13 protein-coding genes and 8 pseudogenes are annotated in these 18,481 nt (G+C 41.9%); 9 read left to right on the top strand and 12 right to left on the bottom strand.

What is annotated here, in order from left to right; genetic code table 11:
* Nucleotides 1-205: 205 nt before the first annotated feature.
* A pseudogene (locus tag F6K38_RS22505) lies at nt 206-1,105 on the bottom strand (histidine kinase dimerization/phospho-acceptor domain-containing protein); the annotation flags it as partial.
* Nucleotides 1,106-1,306: 201 nt separating this feature from the next.
* On the opposite strand from F6K38_RS22505, the pseudogene F6K38_RS22500 reads away from it, so the two are divergent.
* A pseudogene (locus F6K38_RS22500) lies at nt 1,307-2,702 on the top strand (IS701 family transposase).
* A gap of 143 nt (nt 2,703-2,845) precedes the next feature.
* Here F6K38_RS22500 and F6K38_RS22495 read toward each other — a convergent pair.
* Together F6K38_RS22495 and F6K38_RS43530 are read right to left on the bottom strand one after the other, a co-directional pair.
* A complete protein-coding gene (locus F6K38_RS22495; RefSeq protein ID WP_267872135.1) occupies nt 2,846-3,100 on the bottom strand; it encodes a DAHL domain-containing protein in 255 nt (84 codons plus the stop codon).
* Nucleotides 3,101-3,608: 508 nt separating this feature from the next.
* Nucleotides 3,609-4,526 (bottom strand): annotated as a pseudogene (locus tag F6K38_RS43530) (cytochrome-c peroxidase).
* 754 nt (nt 4,527-5,280) lie between these two features.
* Here F6K38_RS43530 and F6K38_RS22480 point away from each other — a divergent pair.
* Nucleotides 5,281-9,351 carry an ATP-binding protein gene (locus tag F6K38_RS22480; RefSeq protein WP_008191914.1) on the top strand — a complete coding sequence of 1,357 codons (4,071 nt, stop codon included), beginning with the start codon at nt 5,281-5,283 and terminating at the stop codon, nt 9,349-9,351.
* A gap of 157 nt (nt 9,352-9,508) precedes the next feature.
* Here the strand turns inward: F6K38_RS22480 and F6K38_RS22475 are convergent, their stop codons facing one another.
* Entirely contained in the window at nt 9,509-10,102 is a 594-nt protein-coding gene (locus F6K38_RS22475; protein WP_008191913.1) for a hypothetical protein, read from the bottom strand.
* Nucleotides 10,102-10,725: a hypothetical protein gene (locus tag F6K38_RS22470; protein WP_207554321.1), complete on the bottom strand. Its 624-nt coding sequence runs from the start codon at nt 10,723-10,725 to the stop codon at nt 10,102-10,104. The genes F6K38_RS22475 and F6K38_RS22470 overlap by 1 nt, the downstream gene beginning before the upstream one ends.
* A 254-nt stretch (nt 10,726-10,979) precedes the next feature.
* On the opposite strand from F6K38_RS22470, the gene F6K38_RS22465 reads away from it, so the two are divergent.
* The 4 genes from F6K38_RS22465 to F6K38_RS22450 are packed head-to-tail and all read left to right on the top strand — an operon-like array spanning nt 10,980 to nt 13,225.
* Nucleotides 10,980-11,252: a hypothetical protein gene (locus F6K38_RS22465; RefSeq protein WP_008191904.1), complete on the top strand. Its 273-nt coding sequence runs from the start codon at nt 10,980-10,982 to the stop codon at nt 11,250-11,252.
* Nucleotides 11,253-11,297: 45 nt separating this feature from the next.
* The gene (locus tag F6K38_RS22460) at nt 11,298-11,516 is read left to right on the top strand and encodes a GAF domain-containing protein (RefSeq protein WP_008191903.1); all 219 of its coding nucleotides are present in this window, start codon (nt 11,298-11,300) and stop codon (nt 11,514-11,516) included.
* 15 nt (nt 11,517-11,531) lie between these two features.
* Nucleotides 11,532-11,765, top strand: a complete 234-nt coding sequence (locus tag F6K38_RS22455; RefSeq protein ID WP_048815387.1) for a GAF domain-containing protein — start codon at nt 11,532-11,534, stop codon at nt 11,763-11,765.
* Nucleotides 11,766-11,791: 26 nt separating this feature from the next.
* Nucleotides 11,792-13,225 carry an adenylate/guanylate cyclase domain-containing protein gene (locus F6K38_RS22450; protein ID WP_008191899.1) on the top strand — a complete coding sequence of 478 codons (1,434 nt, stop codon included), beginning with the start codon at nt 11,792-11,794 and terminating at the stop codon, nt 13,223-13,225.
* Nucleotides 13,226-13,514: 289 nt separating this feature from the next.
* On the opposite strand, the pseudogene F6K38_RS22445 reads toward F6K38_RS22450, so the two are convergent.
* The 3 genes and pseudogenes from F6K38_RS22445 to F6K38_RS22435 form a co-directional block, all read right to left on the bottom strand.
* Nucleotides 13,515-14,038, bottom strand: a pseudogene (locus F6K38_RS22445) (IS630 family transposase); the annotation flags it as partial.
* On the bottom strand, nt 14,017-14,145 hold the full coding sequence (locus F6K38_RS22440; protein ID WP_267872134.1) for a hypothetical protein: 129 nt from the start codon (nt 14,143-14,145) through the stop codon (nt 14,017-14,019). The pseudogene F6K38_RS22445 and the gene F6K38_RS22440, both read right to left, overlap by 22 nt.
* 99 nt (nt 14,146-14,244) lie before the next feature.
* Nucleotides 14,245-14,565 (bottom strand): annotated as a pseudogene (locus tag F6K38_RS22435) (IS630 transposase-related protein); the annotation flags it as partial.
* A gap of 195 nt (nt 14,566-14,760) precedes the next feature.
* On the opposite strand from F6K38_RS22435, the gene F6K38_RS22430 reads away from it, so the two are divergent.
* From F6K38_RS22430 to F6K38_RS22425, 3 genes are all read left to right on the top strand, one after another.
* A complete protein-coding gene (locus tag F6K38_RS22430) occupies nt 14,761-15,156 on the top strand; it encodes a Crp/Fnr family transcriptional regulator (RefSeq protein WP_202799298.1) in 396 nt (131 codons plus the stop codon).
* The gene (locus F6K38_RS43525) at nt 15,157-15,366 is read left to right on the top strand and encodes a helix-turn-helix domain-containing protein (protein ID WP_202799301.1); all 210 of its coding nucleotides are present in this window, start codon (nt 15,157-15,159) and stop codon (nt 15,364-15,366) included.
* Nucleotides 15,367-15,913: 547 nt separating this feature from the next.
* Nucleotides 15,914-16,477, top strand: coding sequence for a calcium-binding protein (locus tag F6K38_RS22425; RefSeq protein WP_008191890.1), 564 nt, complete (start codon nt 15,914-15,916; stop codon nt 16,475-16,477).
* A 188-nt stretch (nt 16,478-16,665) separates the two neighbouring features.
* On the opposite strand, the pseudogene F6K38_RS22420 reads toward F6K38_RS22425, so the two are convergent.
* The 4 genes and pseudogenes from F6K38_RS22420 to F6K38_RS22405 all read right to left on the bottom strand — a co-directional run.
* Nucleotides 16,666-17,085, bottom strand: a pseudogene (locus F6K38_RS22420) (NADH-quinone oxidoreductase subunit B family protein); the annotation flags it as partial.
* Between the two features lie 22 nt (nt 17,086-17,107).
* Nucleotides 17,108-17,491 (bottom strand): Mth938-like domain-containing protein, encoded by a 384-nt coding sequence (locus tag F6K38_RS22415; RefSeq protein WP_008191888.1) that lies wholly within the window; start codon nt 17,489-17,491, stop codon nt 17,108-17,110.
* A gap of 42 nt (nt 17,492-17,533) precedes the next feature.
* A pseudogene (locus F6K38_RS22410) lies at nt 17,534-17,698 on the bottom strand (4Fe-4S double cluster binding domain-containing protein); the annotation flags it as partial.
* A pseudogene (locus F6K38_RS22405) lies at nt 17,699-17,925 on the bottom strand (helix-turn-helix domain-containing protein); the annotation flags it as partial.
* Between the last annotated feature and the right edge of the window lie 556 nt (nt 17,926-18,481).

The raw sequence follows: 18,481 nt of genomic DNA, 5'->3' as shown, positions 1-18,481 counted from the left end.
TTCCTGAACTACTGCTGACTTTTTCAGCTGGTCACCCACCAGGAGGTATTGACTCAAACTATTACTCTGACTAATTTGTCAGTTTTACTGAGATCTAGTCTACCGTACTTTTAAAAGAGCCGCACCCAAATTAATAAGATTAACTCCTAATAAGCTCCCTTTTTATCTCCAGGGTCAACGGGCTATGATTATTATACAGCAATCTTTTTAGCTCTCTTGTCACCCCGTGAGCTTCTTGAGTGAATTTGATAGCGTTTCCCAGTAAATTAATCAAAACTTGGCGCAATTTTCCCTCATCTGTTTTCACATATCGAGGAAGCTCTGGCTCTCGGTAAACGATGAGCTGTAAGCCTTTGGAGGCGGCTCGCAGTCCTAACATCTCTTCGAGACTATCCAGCAGACGATACAGGTCAAAGCTAGTTTCATTTACAGTTATCTGACCTGCCTCAATTTTGGACATTTCTAATATGTCATTGATCAAGTTCAGTAAATGCTCACCACTGCGACTAATGATTGCTAGATATTCCTGATGTTCCTGATTCAGCGATGAGTCACGGTTCATCAATTGGGTGAATCCTAGGATAGCATTGAGGGGGGTGCGCAGTTCATGGCTCATATTGGCAAGAAATTCGCTTTTGGCTTTGTTAGCTTCTTCAGACTTAGTCCGCGCTTTTTCGGCTTCTTTCATACTTTCAGCAAGTTGGACAGTACGTTCTTCTACCCTAGCTTCTAAGTCCTCATTGAGTTGCTGCAAGACCCGGGAGGCTTGTTTGCGCTCAGTAATGTCATGAAAGAACACTGAAAGACCATTAATACCTGGATAAGCTTTCACGTCAAACCAACGTTTGGTCGGTGGATAGTATTCTTCAAAGGTGACAACAACCTGTGCAGCAACCGCCCGATGACATTCCTGGTAGAACTTGGAGCCAAAGACTCCGGAAAACACCTCCTCCAGATTCTGATTCAGAAGCTGTTCGGGTTGACTCTGTAGCATTTGGAAAGCTTGGGGATTAAGATAGGTAATCTGCCACTGGTCGTTTAGGGAAATAAAGGCATCCGTGATACTTTCGAGAATGTTGATGGTACGACGGTTAGCTTTTACCAAATTGTTGATAATTAAATAGGCAATCCAAGCCAACAAAATCAACAACCAACTATAGGCATATAAACGATAAGTATTAGCTGTATCAATAGCTTGGCGATAGTAGAGGTTATAGTGGGACTAAGCGCGATAATTCAAGGCATAAATAGTGCTATGCTATATAGGGTAAGTTTTTTAGGTTGATTACTTTTTCCGTCCAATCCCATGAAAGAAACTGTTTCCACAGCAATGCCTCCATGCTCCCTTGAGATGGTGCAAGCGTTTTGATGATATCTTTCACACAAAAGCTCAAAAAAAAGAGTTTAGGCACTACCAGCGGGGGATTATTGGGAGAAAGTGAACGGAAAAACCTATCTCAGATTGCCGGAAACGCGCTCTGATGTCTCATACCACAGCCTACGGCATTTTGCGGTGCGAGCTTCCTGGAGTGAACAAGAGATTAACGAACGCCGGTTGCAAGTGATGAATAGCTGTCGTCAGACCAAAATCCCTGCGCTTTTGGCGCACGCTACGCGAACGTGGATTTGCACTAATTGTAGACGACAGCGGACAAAGCGCTTTTGGCGCACGCTACGCGAACGGAAAAGTGGAAACTTCACCGAAGGTGTCGGTCTGCCTTACATTGGGGAAATCGGGAAAACGGATAATGGAATTGTGGTGGTAACAACCCATCTGTATGATGGTCGAAAAAGTCTACCGTTAGATCTTGAGTTATATCAACACGGGAACTCATTGCCCCAGGGAAAAAAAGATCCAGCCAACCTGCGCGAAACCGGAGCTAGCCTTGGGGTTAATTGATAAGACATTAAGTCGGGGATATCATCCAGGAATGGTCCTGATAGATGCTGGATATGGAAACAATACATCATTTTTATTAGAGCTAGAAAATCGACAACTCAAGTATTTAGTCCGAATCGCTAAAAAATGCGCCAAAAGCGCACGCTACGCGAACGAAAAGTGAGTGACCCGAACGCCAAAAATTCGGGAGTTACTATTCGGGTTGATGAGTTAGCCCAAAGCCTTCCGGATGAGGCTTTCACAGAAGTTCAACTAAATCTAAATAAGTCAAAAACCCTGTGGGTTGCCACCCTCGAAGTAGAAATATCTCGTCTGAGTGGAAAAAGAAGTCTGGCTATCGTCATGAATCAACCGACTTTTAGTCAAGCCACAGATATTGCGGTGCGACCCAAGGGCGATTTACTCGCCCATTGGAAAGCGCACCGTGACTATTTTTTGACAAATGTCGAAACGGATGTGGTCACTCCCCAATGGGTGGTCGAGACTTACGCTCAACGAAATTGGGTGGAAGTATTTTATCGGGAGCAAGCGTGGTGGTTGGGACTCAAAGAATATCAAGTTCGCCATAAACGCAGCTTGATGAGGCATTTTATCTTGGTCATGTGTGCCTATACTTTTATTCTTTGGCATCAATTAACTGGGGGATTGCGAAGACGATGGGCATCGAAACCTTTAAAGACATTTGCTGAAGCAATAGATGCTTTTCGCAGTGCCATGTCTTGCCGCGCATGTTCATTGGCTCCAGGAAAATCCGGACGTATTTATCAGATATAAAGCGAGTAAGGGCTTGATTTTGGCTTGATTTTGGCTAAAGTCCCAATAGACGTAATCTAGTTCTTCGTTTAGCTGCTTGGTAGGGAGCTGTAGCAGCTGCTGGGTCAGTTCATCTACCTGAGGTTTATTGCTCATAATTTTTCGGTAATGGCTGAGGGCTAGATCGATAAATTATTCATCTTTACCAAAATTATTTTGGTCTTTGACCAGCAACAGCCTATCCATATTGTCCTTGATCAGCGCTTCTAATTCCTGATCAGAGTTGAGGTTGTAAAGCAGGATATTTTTCAGCAGTTCATCTAGAATAACTTCTAAATAATGGCTTCCGCTTTTATTCGAGGTATTTTTTACGATATCATTAGTCATAAACGGTAAGTAACTAAGGGAGTTTTGTAGAATTGCATTCTGGAATTTTAATCTTTTGATTAACTTTTATTTTTGATTTCTGATTTCTGATTTTTTTTATTATTTTAGTAAGTTTTTACCTGCCGTACTGATTAATAAATGTCGGGATTATGTTAAGGCTATTTTGATTATATTTGAGTTGAGATAAATGCTTGACAAATGGATCGTAATAGCTGCTAATCTCGTAGCGAGATTTTATAATATCCTGATTTAATATTACATCTATCTCCTTTTGTTGATTTAAAGGATAGCGCTTTTTATCCTCATGAGGTACACATATTTTTTTACCTCTTCCCACTTCCGACTTCCCACTTCCGACTTCCCTCTTCCCTCTTCCGAAGTCCCTGCTCCCTGCTCCCTGCTCCCTGCTCCCTAAAACCCAAAAACTTGTACCTTACTAGATTAAAAACCGCTATATTTTGATACTGTTGGTGTTATTCAAGGTTAATTGGTAGACTTTTCCTAACCAAAAAAGCCAAGATAAAAACAGCAGCCAAGGTATTTATGAGCTTTAGCAATTGAGTTTTGTTCACAATGGTTTTCCTTGATACTCGCCTGTGAGAGTTTTGAGGAACTTGACAATCAGACCAATATCGTTTGGCGACAGTGGGCGTCCCAATTCATATTTGCCCATTATCGTCACAGCTTCTTCAAGAGTTTCAGCTGAACCGTCGTGAAAATATGGTGATGTTAGAGCCACGTTCCGCAAACTGGGAACCTTAAATACATAACGATCACGTTCATTGCCAGTGACATTAAAGCGTCCCAAATCAGCTTTGGTAAGCTTACCGCGATCTTTGAAGTAATCCCCAAACAGACCAAAAGCCTGGAACATATTACTGCCGACATTGACTCCTTGGTGACAGCTAACACAGCCATAGGCTTTAAACAGACGATAGCCTTCTTTTTCTGAGGAGGAGAGGGCATTTTTATGGCCGCGCAAAAATTGGTCAAAGCGTGAGTTGGGAGTGTAAAGCGATCTTTCAAAAGTAGCGATCGCATCCTTGATGTTGTCGCTGTTGATACCATCTTTATACAGTTGGTTAAATAGTGAGACATACTCAGGGGATTGCTTGAGCTTACTGAGGATTTCTTGCCAATTAGAACCCATTTCATGCTCTGCATGGATTGGTCTATCAATCTGTTCCTCCAGGGTTTCAACGCTTCCATCCCAATGTTGCTTAAAATTGAATCCACTGTTGAAGACTGTGGGTGCATTAATCAAGCCAATCCTATTGTTGATCCCAATTGAACGCACCATTTAGTCTGTACCACCGGTATTTAGATTGTGGCAGCTAGCACAAGAGATGGTGTTATCCTGTGACAGTCGGGGGTCATGAAAAAGCGCCTTGCCCAGTTTAACCTTGTCTTTGTTTAGTTCTAATTTGAGTGGTATTGGCTGAATTGGTTCATCAAATAAAAGACTATAGTCTGAGGATTTGACCATATAGTTGATTGATTTATATGGTAATTTATAATAATTATTTATGGAAATTAAAATTATAATAATAAATATAACCAAATAAATATAAAAAATATTTTTGATATCACTAGTTTTATTCTACGGATCAACCATTAAAGTCTAACAATAATTATGATTATTGTTAGACTTTAATGGTTGATTGTCCATGGGCCACATTTGAAGGTTCAGAAGATAACCCGCTCACCGACTAACCGACTAACCTACACCTGTTCACCATCTGTAGCTCGAATAAATGAAATTGGTATTAGTTAGTATGACCCTATTTGAAGTTCATCAAATGACCGAACCACAAGTCAACCGTAATATTACTGACAATTCGTCATTTGTAATTGATAATTCAGGGTAAATTACCGATTATATCCAATCAGTTTGACTAATTATGATATCTCTTCTCTGGTAATTTGTACTTGGTAATTTGTACTTGGTAGTTGACGATTCACCATTACCGATTGCCCATTACCAAAACAGGGACTATTTGGTATAGCATAATTCAAAAGTCAGAAGTCAGAAGTCAGAAGTCAAACTCTTGCGCTTACTTAGGTTTGAGACTTTTGTCATGTCCTAACTGCCCTGGCGACTGCTATAAGTGATTAACCGGACTTGATATAACGACTAACGACTAACGACTAACCACTTAAAAAAAAAATTACCCGGACTGACTATAATTTTCCTGGTAGAGATTAGGCGAGATCATATCAAAGCTATATCCGATTTTATTATGGAAACATCTGAATACACTCAGCTCAATCCATTTCTCCAGGCTCGTGAGTACTTTGAAGAAATTCTTAATTGGCTCTGTTCTGAAGAAGCATACCGTCTCACCTATTACCAGATAGAAGAAAACCTCTGGATCAATGGTATGGAACTGTTGCGGCAACTGCTACAAGGTTATCTGGATTGGCGGGGAGACAATCAGCCAGAAGCACTGTACCCAAGAAGGCAGGGTAGGTACTCTACCCAGGTCAATCCCCAGCCTGGAAGTGATTGGGGTATTGTCCAAAATAGGGATAATTTGTACTCGGATGCAAGAGGGGGAAGAGAGGGCATCAGGGGAGAAAGGGGAGGTAAACAATTGTCATCTTATCCCACCAGTAGGCAACCCAGCCTAAGGACTATCTTCGGAACAGTGAGACTGAATCGTTTTAATGCTAGTTCCCAGAGAAACTCACTTCCGGATAATTCCCCACTCAAGGTTTACCCACACGGGTACTGTCAGGTGAGCGGTATTCCTTTAGCATCAGAGGTGGACACCAGTTGCTCGGACCCCACTATCCTAGCCCAACCCCAGGCAAAAGCTGCTGAAGTTTCTCAGGAACAACAGGAAGGATTTTCCATAAGAGATATGGGAACTTGGTTTAGACGCCAGTGGTGGCTTAAGCACAATAGTTATCAATCCCTATGGCAGCCAAGGCGTTCTGTTCCCCGGTTGTTAATTAGTGGCACCATTGCCCTAGTGGGAACAGCAGCTTTCACGAGTTATTGGGTGGTTCAGAGTCTAATTCTTGAGAGTCTGGAGGATAATGCTGAATTGAAGGTCAAGATGGCGGGACATCAAATTGATGAATGGCTGGCGGCTCTGATGGCGAAGGTGGAAACGATTGCTAATAGTCCCCAAGTTCGGTCTTTGGACTGGGAGGTTGCTCAACCCTATCTGCAACTCGAGCAAGAACGATTGCCCGATTTTCATATGTTTGTCATGGCTAAGGGGAATGGCTCTTACTACACCAGTCGTGCAGGTTTTATTGAGGGGAAGAATCTTAGCGATCGCACTCACTTTCAACGAGCGATGCAAGGAGAAACCTTTGTGGATAATCCGGTAGTCTCTCGTTCTACTGGTATTCGCCAAGTCAATATTGCGGCTCCGATCTGGTCAGTTCCCCCCAACAATGACACGGAAATTACTCCAAAAAAACTGGCTTTGGACAACCTAACCAACGAGGATGTGCAACTGGGGGATGTAACCCTGCCAAAACCAGGGGAGTTGGCTGGTCCATTTTCTTTCCCCATAGGAGAATTTGCTGGACCGGTTTCCTTAGACCGACTGTCAGAGGTGATTACCAATACTACCTTGGGAGAAGGGAGTTATGCCTTTGCTTTGGACTCAAAAGGAGTACCCATTGCCCATCCAGACCCAAAGGTAATTCAATTTGGTAGGAGTTTTTTAGACTCCCCTAACCCCAATCTAAAGCAAATTGCTCAACTGATGATGGAGGCTAGGAAAATAGCCAACCCGCAAGAGTCGGTAACCCTAATGGAACTGCATGGTCAGTCGGTGTATGTTGCCTATACTTCTCTGCAACACGCGGATTGGTCTGTGGCTTTGGTGATTCCCCGGGCTAATGTGGAGCGACAACTCAATTCTCTCAATTTGCTGGCATCGGTGTTGGGAGTGATGCTGATCATCGCCATGGTTATTGCTTTACTACAGATTCAAACTTTCGAGCAGACCAACGCCAGGGCTCAGCAGGAGGCGCTGCTGAATGGGCTTACTACTCGTATTCGTGAATCTCTGGATTTGGAAACAACTGTGCAAACTACTGTCAATGAAATTGCTACCCTCTTGCGTCTCGACCGAGTGACTTTTGGCTGGTATCACCAAGACCAACAATGCTTGGAAATTCTGTGTGAACATCGAAAAGCTGATTTACCGTCCCAAGTGGGATTCATACGTATCGAATCTTCTGATGATTTATGCGATCGCTTAAGCCAAGGACAGATGGTTCACTTCCATGATAGTGGTGATCAACTCATCTACTGCCAGACAGGGAACTATCTGGCGTTACCAGTCATGATTCGGGGGTTGCATCCTCCTGGCTATTTAATTTGTATGCGCCGCAAGCCTTGGAGCTGTAGTGATTTGGAATTGGAGCTATTACAAGCCGTGAGCAATCAGTTAGCGATCGCCATCAACCAGGCACATTTATACACCACTACTCAAGAACAGTACACAATTGTCAGTGAACAAGCTCAGTGTCTCAAAACCACCACGACTCAATTACAGCATACTATAGCTTACGTGGATGCGATGATTAGAAGCTTAGCCGATGGATTACTGGTAACAGATACCAAGGGCAAAATTACTCGCATCAATCCAGCTTTGGTGAGCTTGTTTGATTTGGGGGAAACCGAGTTACTCGGTCAAGGGTGTCAGGGAGTGTTGGGGAATGCGATCGCAAACCTAGTCACTCTTACTAAGACTAACCCTAAACAAGTCTTTACCGCTGAAGTAGAACTGACCAATCAACGGATTGGCAAAGCCGTAGCCACTGCTATTCTAAAAGATACTAAGGCTACAGATAACCCTGATAGTCAGGATGGCTTTATGGGTTCGGTGATTCTGATCCGAGATATTACCTTTGAAAAAGAAGTAGACCGGATGAAAACAGACTTTATTTCCACAGTTTCCCATGAATTGAGGACTCCCCTAACTTCAGTAATGGGTTTTGCCAAACTGATTCAGAAAAAACTGGAAAAAACCCTATTTCCCTTAATTCCTACCAATGACCACAAGATTCAGCGCACCCTCAAGCAAGTGTCAGAAAATGTTAACATCATTATCTCCGAAGGGGAGCGTCTCAAAGCTTTGATCAATGATGTCCTGGATCTGGCTAAGCTAGAAGCTGGTCGAGTAGAGTGGAAAATGCAACCCCTCTCAGTTGTCGATGTCCTAGAACGAGCAATCATTGCTACGACTGCTCTGTTTGAACAGAATGATGTGGAATTAATTAAGAGTATAGACGAGGGCTTACCTCAGATAATTGGTGACCGAGACCGACTAATTCAGGTGGTGATTAATCTAATCTCTAATGCAGCTAAGTTTACGGATAAAGGGTTTGTATACTGTAAAGTAAGGCGAACTGGTTCAGAGATTACCGTTAGTATCATTGATAGCGGTATAGGCATTTCTGAAGCCGAGCAGACGCTGATCTTTGAAAAATTCAAACAGGCGGGTAATACTCTAACTGAAAAACCTCAAGGTACCGGCTTAGGACTCCCTATTTGTAAGGAAATTGTGGAACATCATCAAGGACAAATTTGGGTCGAAAGCGAACTGGGTAAAGGGAGTAACTTCTCCTTTAGCTTACCCATATCGGTTGAGTCTGAACCTGGAGTCAAAACCATAGCTGCTGAAACCCTGATCACCCAACTAAAATCATCCATGATCACCTCGAAAATGACCACAAATTCCAGGGATAAAACCATTCTGATTGTGGATGATGAAGCTCCGATTCGAGAGCTACTCAAGCAGCATCTTAGAGCAGAAGGTTACAGGATTCAGGAAGCGCAAGATGGTTGGGAAGCAATTCAACAGATCAAACAAGAACCTCCTGATCTAATTATCTTGGATGTAGTGATGCCGAAAATGAATGGGTTTGATACAGCAGCGGTGGTTAAAAATGACTTGCACAGTATGGATATTCCGATTATCATTTTGTCCATCACTGAAGATCAACATGCTCTAGGAGTTGAGCGATGTTTGAGCAAACCGATTAATCTCGAAGAACTGCTCAAAGACGTTGTTCGACTGACCTCTCAAGAAAAGCCGACTAAGCAAGTTTTGATAGTGGAGGAACATCTCCCTCAAGCTCAAATGATTACTCAGGTATTACGGAAAAGAGTAATTCGGATAATTTATGCCCGAAATGGTCAAGATTGTCTTTCTAAAGCGATTTCATTCAAACCTGATATGATTCTGGTTAATTCAGGGATTGCCAAAGAACAAGCGTTGGTTAACAAGGTGCGTTTTGAACATAAATTAGCCACTATATTTTTTATATTATTAGATTAATAATATATTTTTTGATAGTCTAATGATGTCCAAATTATTTTACCACTATTACCTTTTGCCTATTCCCTTTTATGACTTCACTGCTCCCTGCTCCCTGCTCCCTGCTCCCTGCTCCCTGCTCCCTGCTCCCTGCCTTACAAGGGTATGATTTTAAGAATTATCCAGAATCAAGAGAAAATGGAGGAACAAAGCAGCCAACAGGTAAAGGCATTTGTTTAATCACAGAAGCCAAAATTATCAAAAAACCCCTAAGGTGCGCTTTCCGTAGGCGAATTAAATTCGCCACGGGTCGCACCTGTCGGAAACAACTTAAATAACGAGTAGGTTGATTGAGATCACAACTAGTCTGTTGGACAGTGGCTGTTGAGGGTGATTGATCTAATTCACTCTTATTATTGCCATGGTTGTCAGACAGACTGCTAGCAGATAAATCACCATCAGTTTCTCCTCCAACACTAACCAACCACAATGTGGCTGTGGCAATGGCTAACCATAATCTTTCAGCCCGTTGTTCGCGTAGCGTGGCCGAAAGGCCAGGATCACTCATTTTGGTGTGATGCCAGCCCAAACCACCACGCTTAATATCTTTGAATAAACATTCAATCCAACTACGCATACTGTACCAACAGATTTGAGCTTGTTGTGGAGATAGATCTGTCAAGATTAACCAAGGGTCAGCATAGCCCGATTCCCAGTTAGCCAGAAGAGTACAATCAAGACTATGAGTCGCATGCGCAGGTGACTCGACCACTAAGCGTGCTGACCAACCTGAGTAATTAATGAAGACATTGGGACAAAATTCTGATGGTGTGAGGCTCGATAATATCCTTGATGATTAATTCGCATCAAAGGATGCCAACCCTTTTTCCTGATGGCCTCGTAGAGCCACTTGGCATACAACCCTCTATCTGTAGCAACAATCACAAACCAATCATCAGGCATGCTCACTTCGATGTGATCGAACAATTGACACCAGTAAGGTTTCCAACTACCTTTTTCTGTGGCTTTGATAATTTTCCAGGCTACAGGAATGCCACAGCCACGATAGACTAAACTAATCACCAACAATGTTTTGCGCTGTCCCAAGGTGGAAGCATCTGCAGCTAACACCAGGCTTTTTTCATCCTTCGACCACCAACTCAACAACCAAGTTAATAACGGTTTAAAACTTTGAGTTACTTCTATTTCCTGTCGGAACCTACCATACTTATTATTGGCTTCTCGATACCATTGTCGCAATTGTTCTCTGACATTTCCTTCTGGCTTATTGAATAATTGTGCTAGAAACACTGTTACCGTCGATAATCCACAACTGTGAGTTATGGCGATTGCATTGCGACCCATCGCTAATCCTATGGCCTGAGATTTACTCAAGTGGGGCATTTTTAAGGGTGACCACTCTTAACCATTCCTGATCAGCTTGAGGACTTTTCATCATCAGTTTTACAATATCGTGTTTGCTTTTACTCTCGATTGATTTTCTGGCCAGCGAATACCTTCCATATTAAAATCATACCCTTGTAAGCTGCTCCCTGCTCCCTGCTCCCTGCTCCCTAAAAAAATGTAACTCACCTAATTTAAAACCGCTTTACTAAACTACATGGCCGCTATTAAACTGAAAAAAATAATTGCCCAAAAAGACATCTCGTCACTGCTCCTCATACCTGATAAATTCCCTGGGAGGAGATATTAGTATTCAAGACATTGATGAGCAACTGTTATTCGGAGATGAGCCTGATGATTCATCTGGTAAATACAAGATAGACCTGAAAGGAACTACTTTAGGGTGGGTTAGGGGAGGAGAGAATGCTCGTCCTATTGCCGCTCTACTCAATTATTTAGCGAATCGAGAACTAGAACGCCGATCAATTGCTATAGAAACCTTAGAGAACTATCGATAAATAAACTTAATCTACAATCTATCGGGGAAATTAACTGCCAATTTAATGCCTCAAGATGTTGCTCAAATTGTGATTAATCAAACTAGGGAATTAATTCAAGTGAATCGGGGATTTGTCTTTTTGCTAGACCAAGATAAATCCCAACTGGAAGTACTGGCTAGCTTTGAGCCAGAAATGGGGGATAGACCCCACAAGCAATCGATAGCAGGTATTGTTGGCAGTGTGATTATGACTGGTGTAGGAGAAATCGTTAACGATGTCTGATCGGATCCCAGGTTTGTGCCATCTGATTATCCGATCAGTTCCCTAATGTGTGTTCCACTCAAGACCAAAGATCAGGTAATTGGTGTCATTCAGCTCAGTAGTGAAAAACCTGTAGACTATACAGCCAGGGATTTGAAATTAATCAGTGCTTTAGCATCTCAAGCCACATCAGCCATATCTAATGCTATCCTCTATGAGAATATGCTTCGAGAGGAACGGGTGAGGAGTACTTTGAATCGATACTTTTAAGCCAACTTACAATAGTAGCACAAAGTATGGCATCTATCAGTCTCAAAAAAATTATTTCTAAGCCAAAAGCGCTAGGGGTCATAAGTCAACTGATTGACGCCATAGACACCGCTGTCCAGATTGAGGATATCCACGGAAAGCTGCTGTTGGACAATCCTAGGAAAATTCCGATATTGGGACGTTGTAACTTAGCCAATAAATATCCCGTTGAAGCAAGAGGTCAGGTGATTGGCTGGGTCAAAGGGGATCAGAAAGCGATCGCAATTAAAGAACTCCTGAATTATTTAGCTAATCAAGAATTAGAAAAAAAAGATCTAGGCAGTGCTATCTTAGATCAATACCGAGAAATTAATTTACTCTATAGAGTTTCGGAACGGATTCCATCCTGTTTAGAGCTGTCCGCTATTGCTCAGCTGTTCCTGGATGAAGCGAGAAGACTGATTCCAGGAGATTGTGGTTCAGTCTTGTTAATTAATTCCGAAACTGAGCAACTAGATATAATCTCCGCCTTTGGCAAACAGTATAATCCAACAGAATTTTTTCAGCTGAGCAATAGTAATACAAAGAATGGGCTAGGAATTGGTAAGGCTGATATTGTGAATCAGGTTCAAGATGATCCCAGGTTTATTGCTAGTGTGAAGTCCATCAACTCTCTGGTTTGTGCTCCTCTAAAAACCCAAAAGGGTCTGCTGGGATTGATTAACTTTTGTAGTGAGAAACCAGTTAATTATACAGCTCAAGACTTGAAATTTTTAACGATTCTTGGAGCTCAAGCAGCAGGAGCTATTGAAAATGCCTTGCTCCATAGAAATAAACTACAGGAGGAGCGGATTAAAAGCCGACTGGAACGCTATATTCCTTCCCAACTTGTCCAAGCTATTATTGATGCCAAGGGCAATATCTCTCTGACTCCAGCCAAAAAGCCTATTACTATATTGTTCTCTGATATTCGGAATTTCACAACTCGGTGTGAAGAATTAGAAGCCCATAAAATTGTTGAATACCTGAACGAATATTTTACCTGCATGGTGGATGTTATCTTCAGCCACGAGGGAACAGTAAATAAATTTGTGGGCGATATGATTGTGGCTATGTTTGGTGCCCCCTCTAAGCTAGAGGATAATCAGGGACAAGCGATCGCAGCTGCTATTGCTATGCAACATCAACTTAAGACTATGCCTACCCCCTGGATCCGGGAGAATTTTCTAACCGGTATTGGGATTAGTTCAGGAGAAGTTGTGGTCGGAAACATTGGTTCTCCCCAGCATATGGACTATACAGCCATTGGTGATGAAGTCAATATCGCTGCCAGATTACAAGCTATGGCCAACGGGGGTCAGATCCTCGTCAGTGGTAGTGTCTATGAAGCGACCAAGCACCAGTATACCTATCGGGAATTGGGTCAAGTTTCAATCAAGGGAAAACTGCAAACAGTAGATGTATTTGAGCTGATTAACTGATATCTAATATAGCATTTTTATTTGAGTTGTGAACATAGTCACTTAGAGAAAGTCAAGAGGCAAGAGGCAAGAGGCAAGAGGCAATAATTAATCAATTATATAGGGATTTTTGGTAGCGATGCAATTAGGCAAAAATTCGCGCGAAAATTTCCACACTTCCCGCCCCACACTTCCCGCCCCACATTTCCCACATTTCCCACACTTCCCACACTTCCCCTTCTTTTTTACAAATATGAGATGCACCCCCGATATTCCTGCTCCTATAGTTATTTTAAATAAGGAGGAGACACTAAGAAGCACAATATTCACGAATCACTTCATCCAGAGAAGTGTCTATAGAAGTATACATTCTGGCTCTCTTTAAAGCACTAAAATCATGCTCTATATCATTGAAATCTGGAGAGTATTTCGGCAAAAATAATACTTGATGACCGGCTGACTCTACTAATTCTCTAATTGCACTTTTTCTAGGAATTGGTGCATTATCCATAATTAATACTGAAGGAATTGTTAATGAGGGTAATAAATATTGGCTTAACCATCCTTCAAATACTTCTGCATTCAGACTACCACTAAACAAGGGGCTATTAAATCTTTTGATTTCTTCCTTATTCCTGCTACTAAATTTTCTATTTTTATTCGTTTTACTGTTTGTTCACCATACAGTTTATTCCCTTTTTTGGACCATCCATAAAGGCATGACTGTATTTTGTCAAACCCTGATTAATCAATGAATACAAGGCTTTTGATTCCAGATATTTTTATTAATTCTCTTAATGCTCTTAAATACTTTATTCTTTCTTTTCTATCTCTGTCTTGATGCAGTCGCTCATGGTTTGTTCGCGTTCGCCTTTGGCGTGGCCTACGGCCAAGCGTCGCCTTTGGCGATAGTTACCGTAAGACAGGCTCGCCTTAATCAATAAGTTTTAACCCTTTTTTGCATAACCTACCAACCATAAAGGCTCAACGTAATCAGGTTTCGTCTCCGGGGGAAACCCCCAAGACCGCGCTGCATCGCTTTCCCGATAACGAAGTTCTTTTTTTTTACGAGTTATTTTCATTTTTTTGAGTGCGTAGAATATTGCACTCGGGCGCACTCCAAATTTTTTGGCTCTCTCTATTAATTTAGCATCTGGATTTTCTTTGACATCTTGTTCTAAGGCTTTCCAATCTAGCTTTCTTTGACGACGTTCTACCTTAGTCGCCTTTAGTTCTGAACGATTTAACCACTTGTATATTGTCGCTATTCCTATCCCAAATACTTTCGCTGCCTCTGTAATATTTCCACCTTTTTCTATATACTTTATTACTTTTTTTCTGAAATCTAGACTGTATGGCATTGCTGTCAGTTATTGAAAATATACCCTTTTTATTTTACCTCATTACCGTCTTATCCTTAATTGAAACAACTATAGTTGCTGCCTGGGACATTTTCTGTGTTCAAGTTCTGATTTTTTCCGATCTTTTCCAACAGACATCGCCAAAAATGATTGCTTAAACTATTCACATGTCGTGCCGTACTAGAAGCCTTATTGATGAATCTATTGAAACCTGAGAGCCTTCCCCCTGCTCTAAGTCAGGGTGTCATCTTCCAGAATCTGGTTGCTGAACAGAAGCTATTTTACCAGGTAAATTCCGCATCGTCTTTTTTTGTAGTGGAAACAGGGCGATTCAAACTTGTTCACTACACTCAATCAGGGAAAATGGTTACACTTCAGGTTGTTAGAGCTGGTGAGAGCTTAGCTGAAAGTGCTCTTTTTTCAACGGTCTATCCTTACACAGCAATTGCTAAGGTAGCTTCACGAGTAATTTTTTATCCCAAGCAACTTCTTTTGTCAAGCCTTTGCCTTTATCCTGACTTGGCCGAGAATTTCATGACCATTTTGGTTAGACACATTCACTCCCTCAGAGTCCGTTTAGAGTGGCGATAAATTCGGACTGCTCACGACCGGGTACTTCAATATCTACACTACTTAGCTCAGTTCCGTAATCAAACGGTTCTCAGCTTAGACCAACCCTTCAAAGAAATTGCTGCTGAACTAGGTTTGACTCCCGAAACCGTATCACGAGCTTTGATGCAACTAGAGAAAACAGGAGCAATTACTCGTAAGAGGCGTTTGATTACCTTAATTGAAAATTGAAAATTGAAAATTGAAAATGGTTAATTGACTCTTGACAATTAACCATTAAGCATTAACCCTTGCCCTGAATATGAAGTGATTCACCGGACAAGCTATGACCTGTGTAAAACTTGATTTGAATCAAGTAAGTCTAATTTGTTTCTAATTTTTATCCTTGACAATAATTTATAATCGCTTCCTCTAACACTTGATTTAAATCAAAAAAGTCTAACTTTTTTATAATTTGTTTATAATTTGTATTCAAGTATAAAAAATTATAGTTGATATCAATTCCGGTTAAACACTCATCCTACCAGGTAGTAGTTTAGACTACTCATTCATCGTTAATTGTTGATGGTAACTTCCATTAATTCCCATTAATTCCCATTAACAATTAACGATTTACCTGAATACAACGTGATTAACCGATATCTTGCATCATTGTCATTAATCCTAGGGTGGGCAGTGCCTACCAGCGCGCTTTGCAAGCTTCATTATCTGTCTGGTGCACTGCCCACCCTACATCAACTGTTAGAGAAAATTCAAGCTAAAACAAGGAGACAATTAAATGGCAGCAATATTAAGTCCAGGTAGCACAGGTCCGCTATTTATAAGCGACTTTGAGGGTGCAATGTTTTTTGATAGCCCTCAAGAGGGTGGAGGTGTATTCGCCGTAGGACAAGAAGATCAAACTAACATTTTTATTTTTGGCGACGGTAATGATGTAGCAGCTGGCGGCGATGAAGTAGATATACTCATGGCTGGAGCAGGAGACGATAACATCCAGGGTGCTGGAGGAACTGACTTTGTCTTCGGCGGTCTGGGAGATGATATTGTTCGAGGCGGCTTAGGAGATGATGTTGTTGTTGGCAATGAAGGATCCGATGTTCTGATCAGTGGCGGCGGCAGCGATATCTACGAGTTTTTCGCAGATCAGTTCTTAGAAGGAGATTTGGATATTATCCTCGACTTCGAAGTAGGAAGTGATGCGATAGTAGTTGTAGGCAGCACTGATGTAAGTTACGACGCCTTCACCGGCTTTTTATCGGTTGATGGATCGGAAGTTGCAGTATTAAATAGGGGGTTAGATATAGACGTCTTTACCAGAACCAATTCCGCTGTAGTATTCTAAAACGTAAGCTATCAGCTATCAGCTTATGCGCTACGCGGACGCTACTTGAGGTGCTATCAGCTATCAGCTTATGCGCTACGCGGACGCTACGCGAACAGACCAATTAAAGTAGGGTGGGCAAAGTAATATAATCTAGAATACTCAAAAGAAGCAAACTGTTTTTGCCCACCCTACTACAAGCTGCTATCTTGGTGAACGGGCAGTACCTGCTCTAGTAATTCCGGTACAATTCCTGGTTCGTAAGGGAGTTGGGGAGTGACATCCCCCAATTCGAGATAGGCGCGTTTGAGAACAGGTTCTGCACCGTCCAGCATATTCCGCATAGCAGGAACGTTGGCAGTGACGGCACAATCTCCGAAAGAAACGAGGATTTTGCTACGTTCCCGAACTTGGTTAATGAGTTCTAAGTTATCTTCATTGGCAATACCACCCTCTACTAAACAAACATCCACGTTTTCCGGGTATTCTTTCAGGTCAGACCCAACGGGACTGTAAACCACATCTACATATTGGGCGAGTTCGAGCAGCCATTCCTCTAGATCCAAAAAGGACATATGACATCCCGAACACCCCGCTAACCATACTGTTGCTAATTTAATTTTTTCCATCGTTACTCAAGCTGATAACGAGTTAACAAGTCGAATGAAATATACCTCCGACTTTTTTACCTTGTTGCATCAAACTGTTGAATAGGTCTACAGCTAATTTAGTCTGCCCGATATAATACTCAATTCCTATTTGATGGAGCAATTCCTCAGTTTCTGGACAGGTTTGTAGCATTAGTTGCATACCACGGGACAAAACCATAAACTCTATGCCCTGAGCCAAAATTTCTTCGATATCGGCGGGTTGAATACCGGGCTGATGGCGAGTACCTGTAAGTCTCCAATCCCATTCCTTAGCTCCTCCCGGCCATACTTTACAATCTTTGAATTGATAATTATCACCATTATTGGTTACCTCCATACGACCCCAAGAGATATGACTAATTAGGCTTGTCTGAGATTTGTTCATAACTATTACTGATCCAATTGTCCAACTATTAATTAGTAGAACCTATCGCTTCCATTCTTGTTTGGTTCTAGCTGTAACCAAAAATTCCAGCTTACCGCGATCGCGTTCTTTCTCTGCAGTTGTTGTGCCCTTACGGAAAATTGCCCCTGTGGGACAAGCATCTACGCATTTTCCGCAGGAAGTACAGGCATTTACCTCCCCCCAAGGAGAGTAACAGTCTTTTAGCCATTCGGTTTTCTCATCTTTTTTGAGCTTTGGCAACATAGCATTGAGTGCAGAACAAGACAACCCAATGCCTGTCTCTTTGTAAGTTTCTATGCATTGATTTAGCGCGCATAATTCCACCACCAACGAGCACAGCCAAAGTGCTGATCAAGTATATGAATTTGCTCTTGTGTGGGGTAAATCCTTATTTTGACGGCTTGATGTCTCACTGTTTCTACACTTATCTATCGACCTTCTATCATTATATAGCAGTCGAAGTAAAGCTTAAGACATATTTCTGCTCCGAACGCGCCCCGCGTGGCCTACGGCCTTAGTCCCTACTCCCTGCTCCCTTTCAACCAAAATACTCTTTCCTAAACTATACTTCGGTTGCTATATCCCTCTTCTGTCACTCTCCGAATTTAAGAGATAATAAAAAATCGGGGAGTTGATCAATAAACTTAAAATGGTTTAACTTGATTTATAGTATCAATTAAATCATGAAATCCGAGTAAAAAATAATAATTATCTATAACATTTAGCCACGGTAAAATCAATCCTAATAAAAGAGTTGGTTGAATAATTAAACGAAAATTATTTAAGATACTTTTCCATCCACTTTTATTATTCCATGTCTTGATGCAGTCGCTCATGGGGGAAACCACGGCAGTCGCTCATGGGGGGAACCACGGCAGTCGCTCATGGGGGGAACCACGGCAGTCGCTCATGGGGGGAACCACGGCAGTCGCTCATGGGGGGAACCACGGCAGTCGCTCATGGGGGGAA

It is taken from the genome of Moorena sp. SIO3B2 (assembly GCF_010692525.1).
GTDB lineage: Bacteria > Cyanobacteriota > Cyanobacteriia > Cyanobacteriales > Coleofasciculaceae > Moorena > Moorena producens.
This window is presented reverse-complemented; position numbering and strand designations above follow the sequence as displayed.

Bases quoted from the DNA above. Each gene is read 5' to 3' on its own strand.
- F6K38_RS22415 (WP_008191888.1), bottom strand. From the start codon at position 17,491: ATGAACAAATCTCAGACAAGCCTAATTAGTCATATCTCTTGGGGTCGT.
- F6K38_RS22425 (WP_008191890.1), top strand. From the start codon at position 15,914: ATGGCAGCAATATTAAGTCCAGGTAGCACAGGTCCGCTATTTATAAGC.
- F6K38_RS22480 (WP_008191914.1), top strand. From the start codon at position 5,281: ATGGAAACATCTGAATACACTCAGCTCAATCCATTTCTCCAGGCTCGT.
- F6K38_RS22460 (WP_008191903.1), top strand. From the start codon at position 11,298: ATGCCTCAAGATGTTGCTCAAATTGTGATTAATCAAACTAGGGAATTA.
- F6K38_RS22430 (WP_202799298.1), top strand. From the start codon at position 14,761: ATGAATCTATTGAAACCTGAGAGCCTTCCCCCTGCTCTAAGTCAGGGT.
- F6K38_RS22450 (WP_008191899.1), top strand. From the start codon at position 11,792: ATGGCATCTATCAGTCTCAAAAAAATTATTTCTAAGCCAAAAGCGCTA.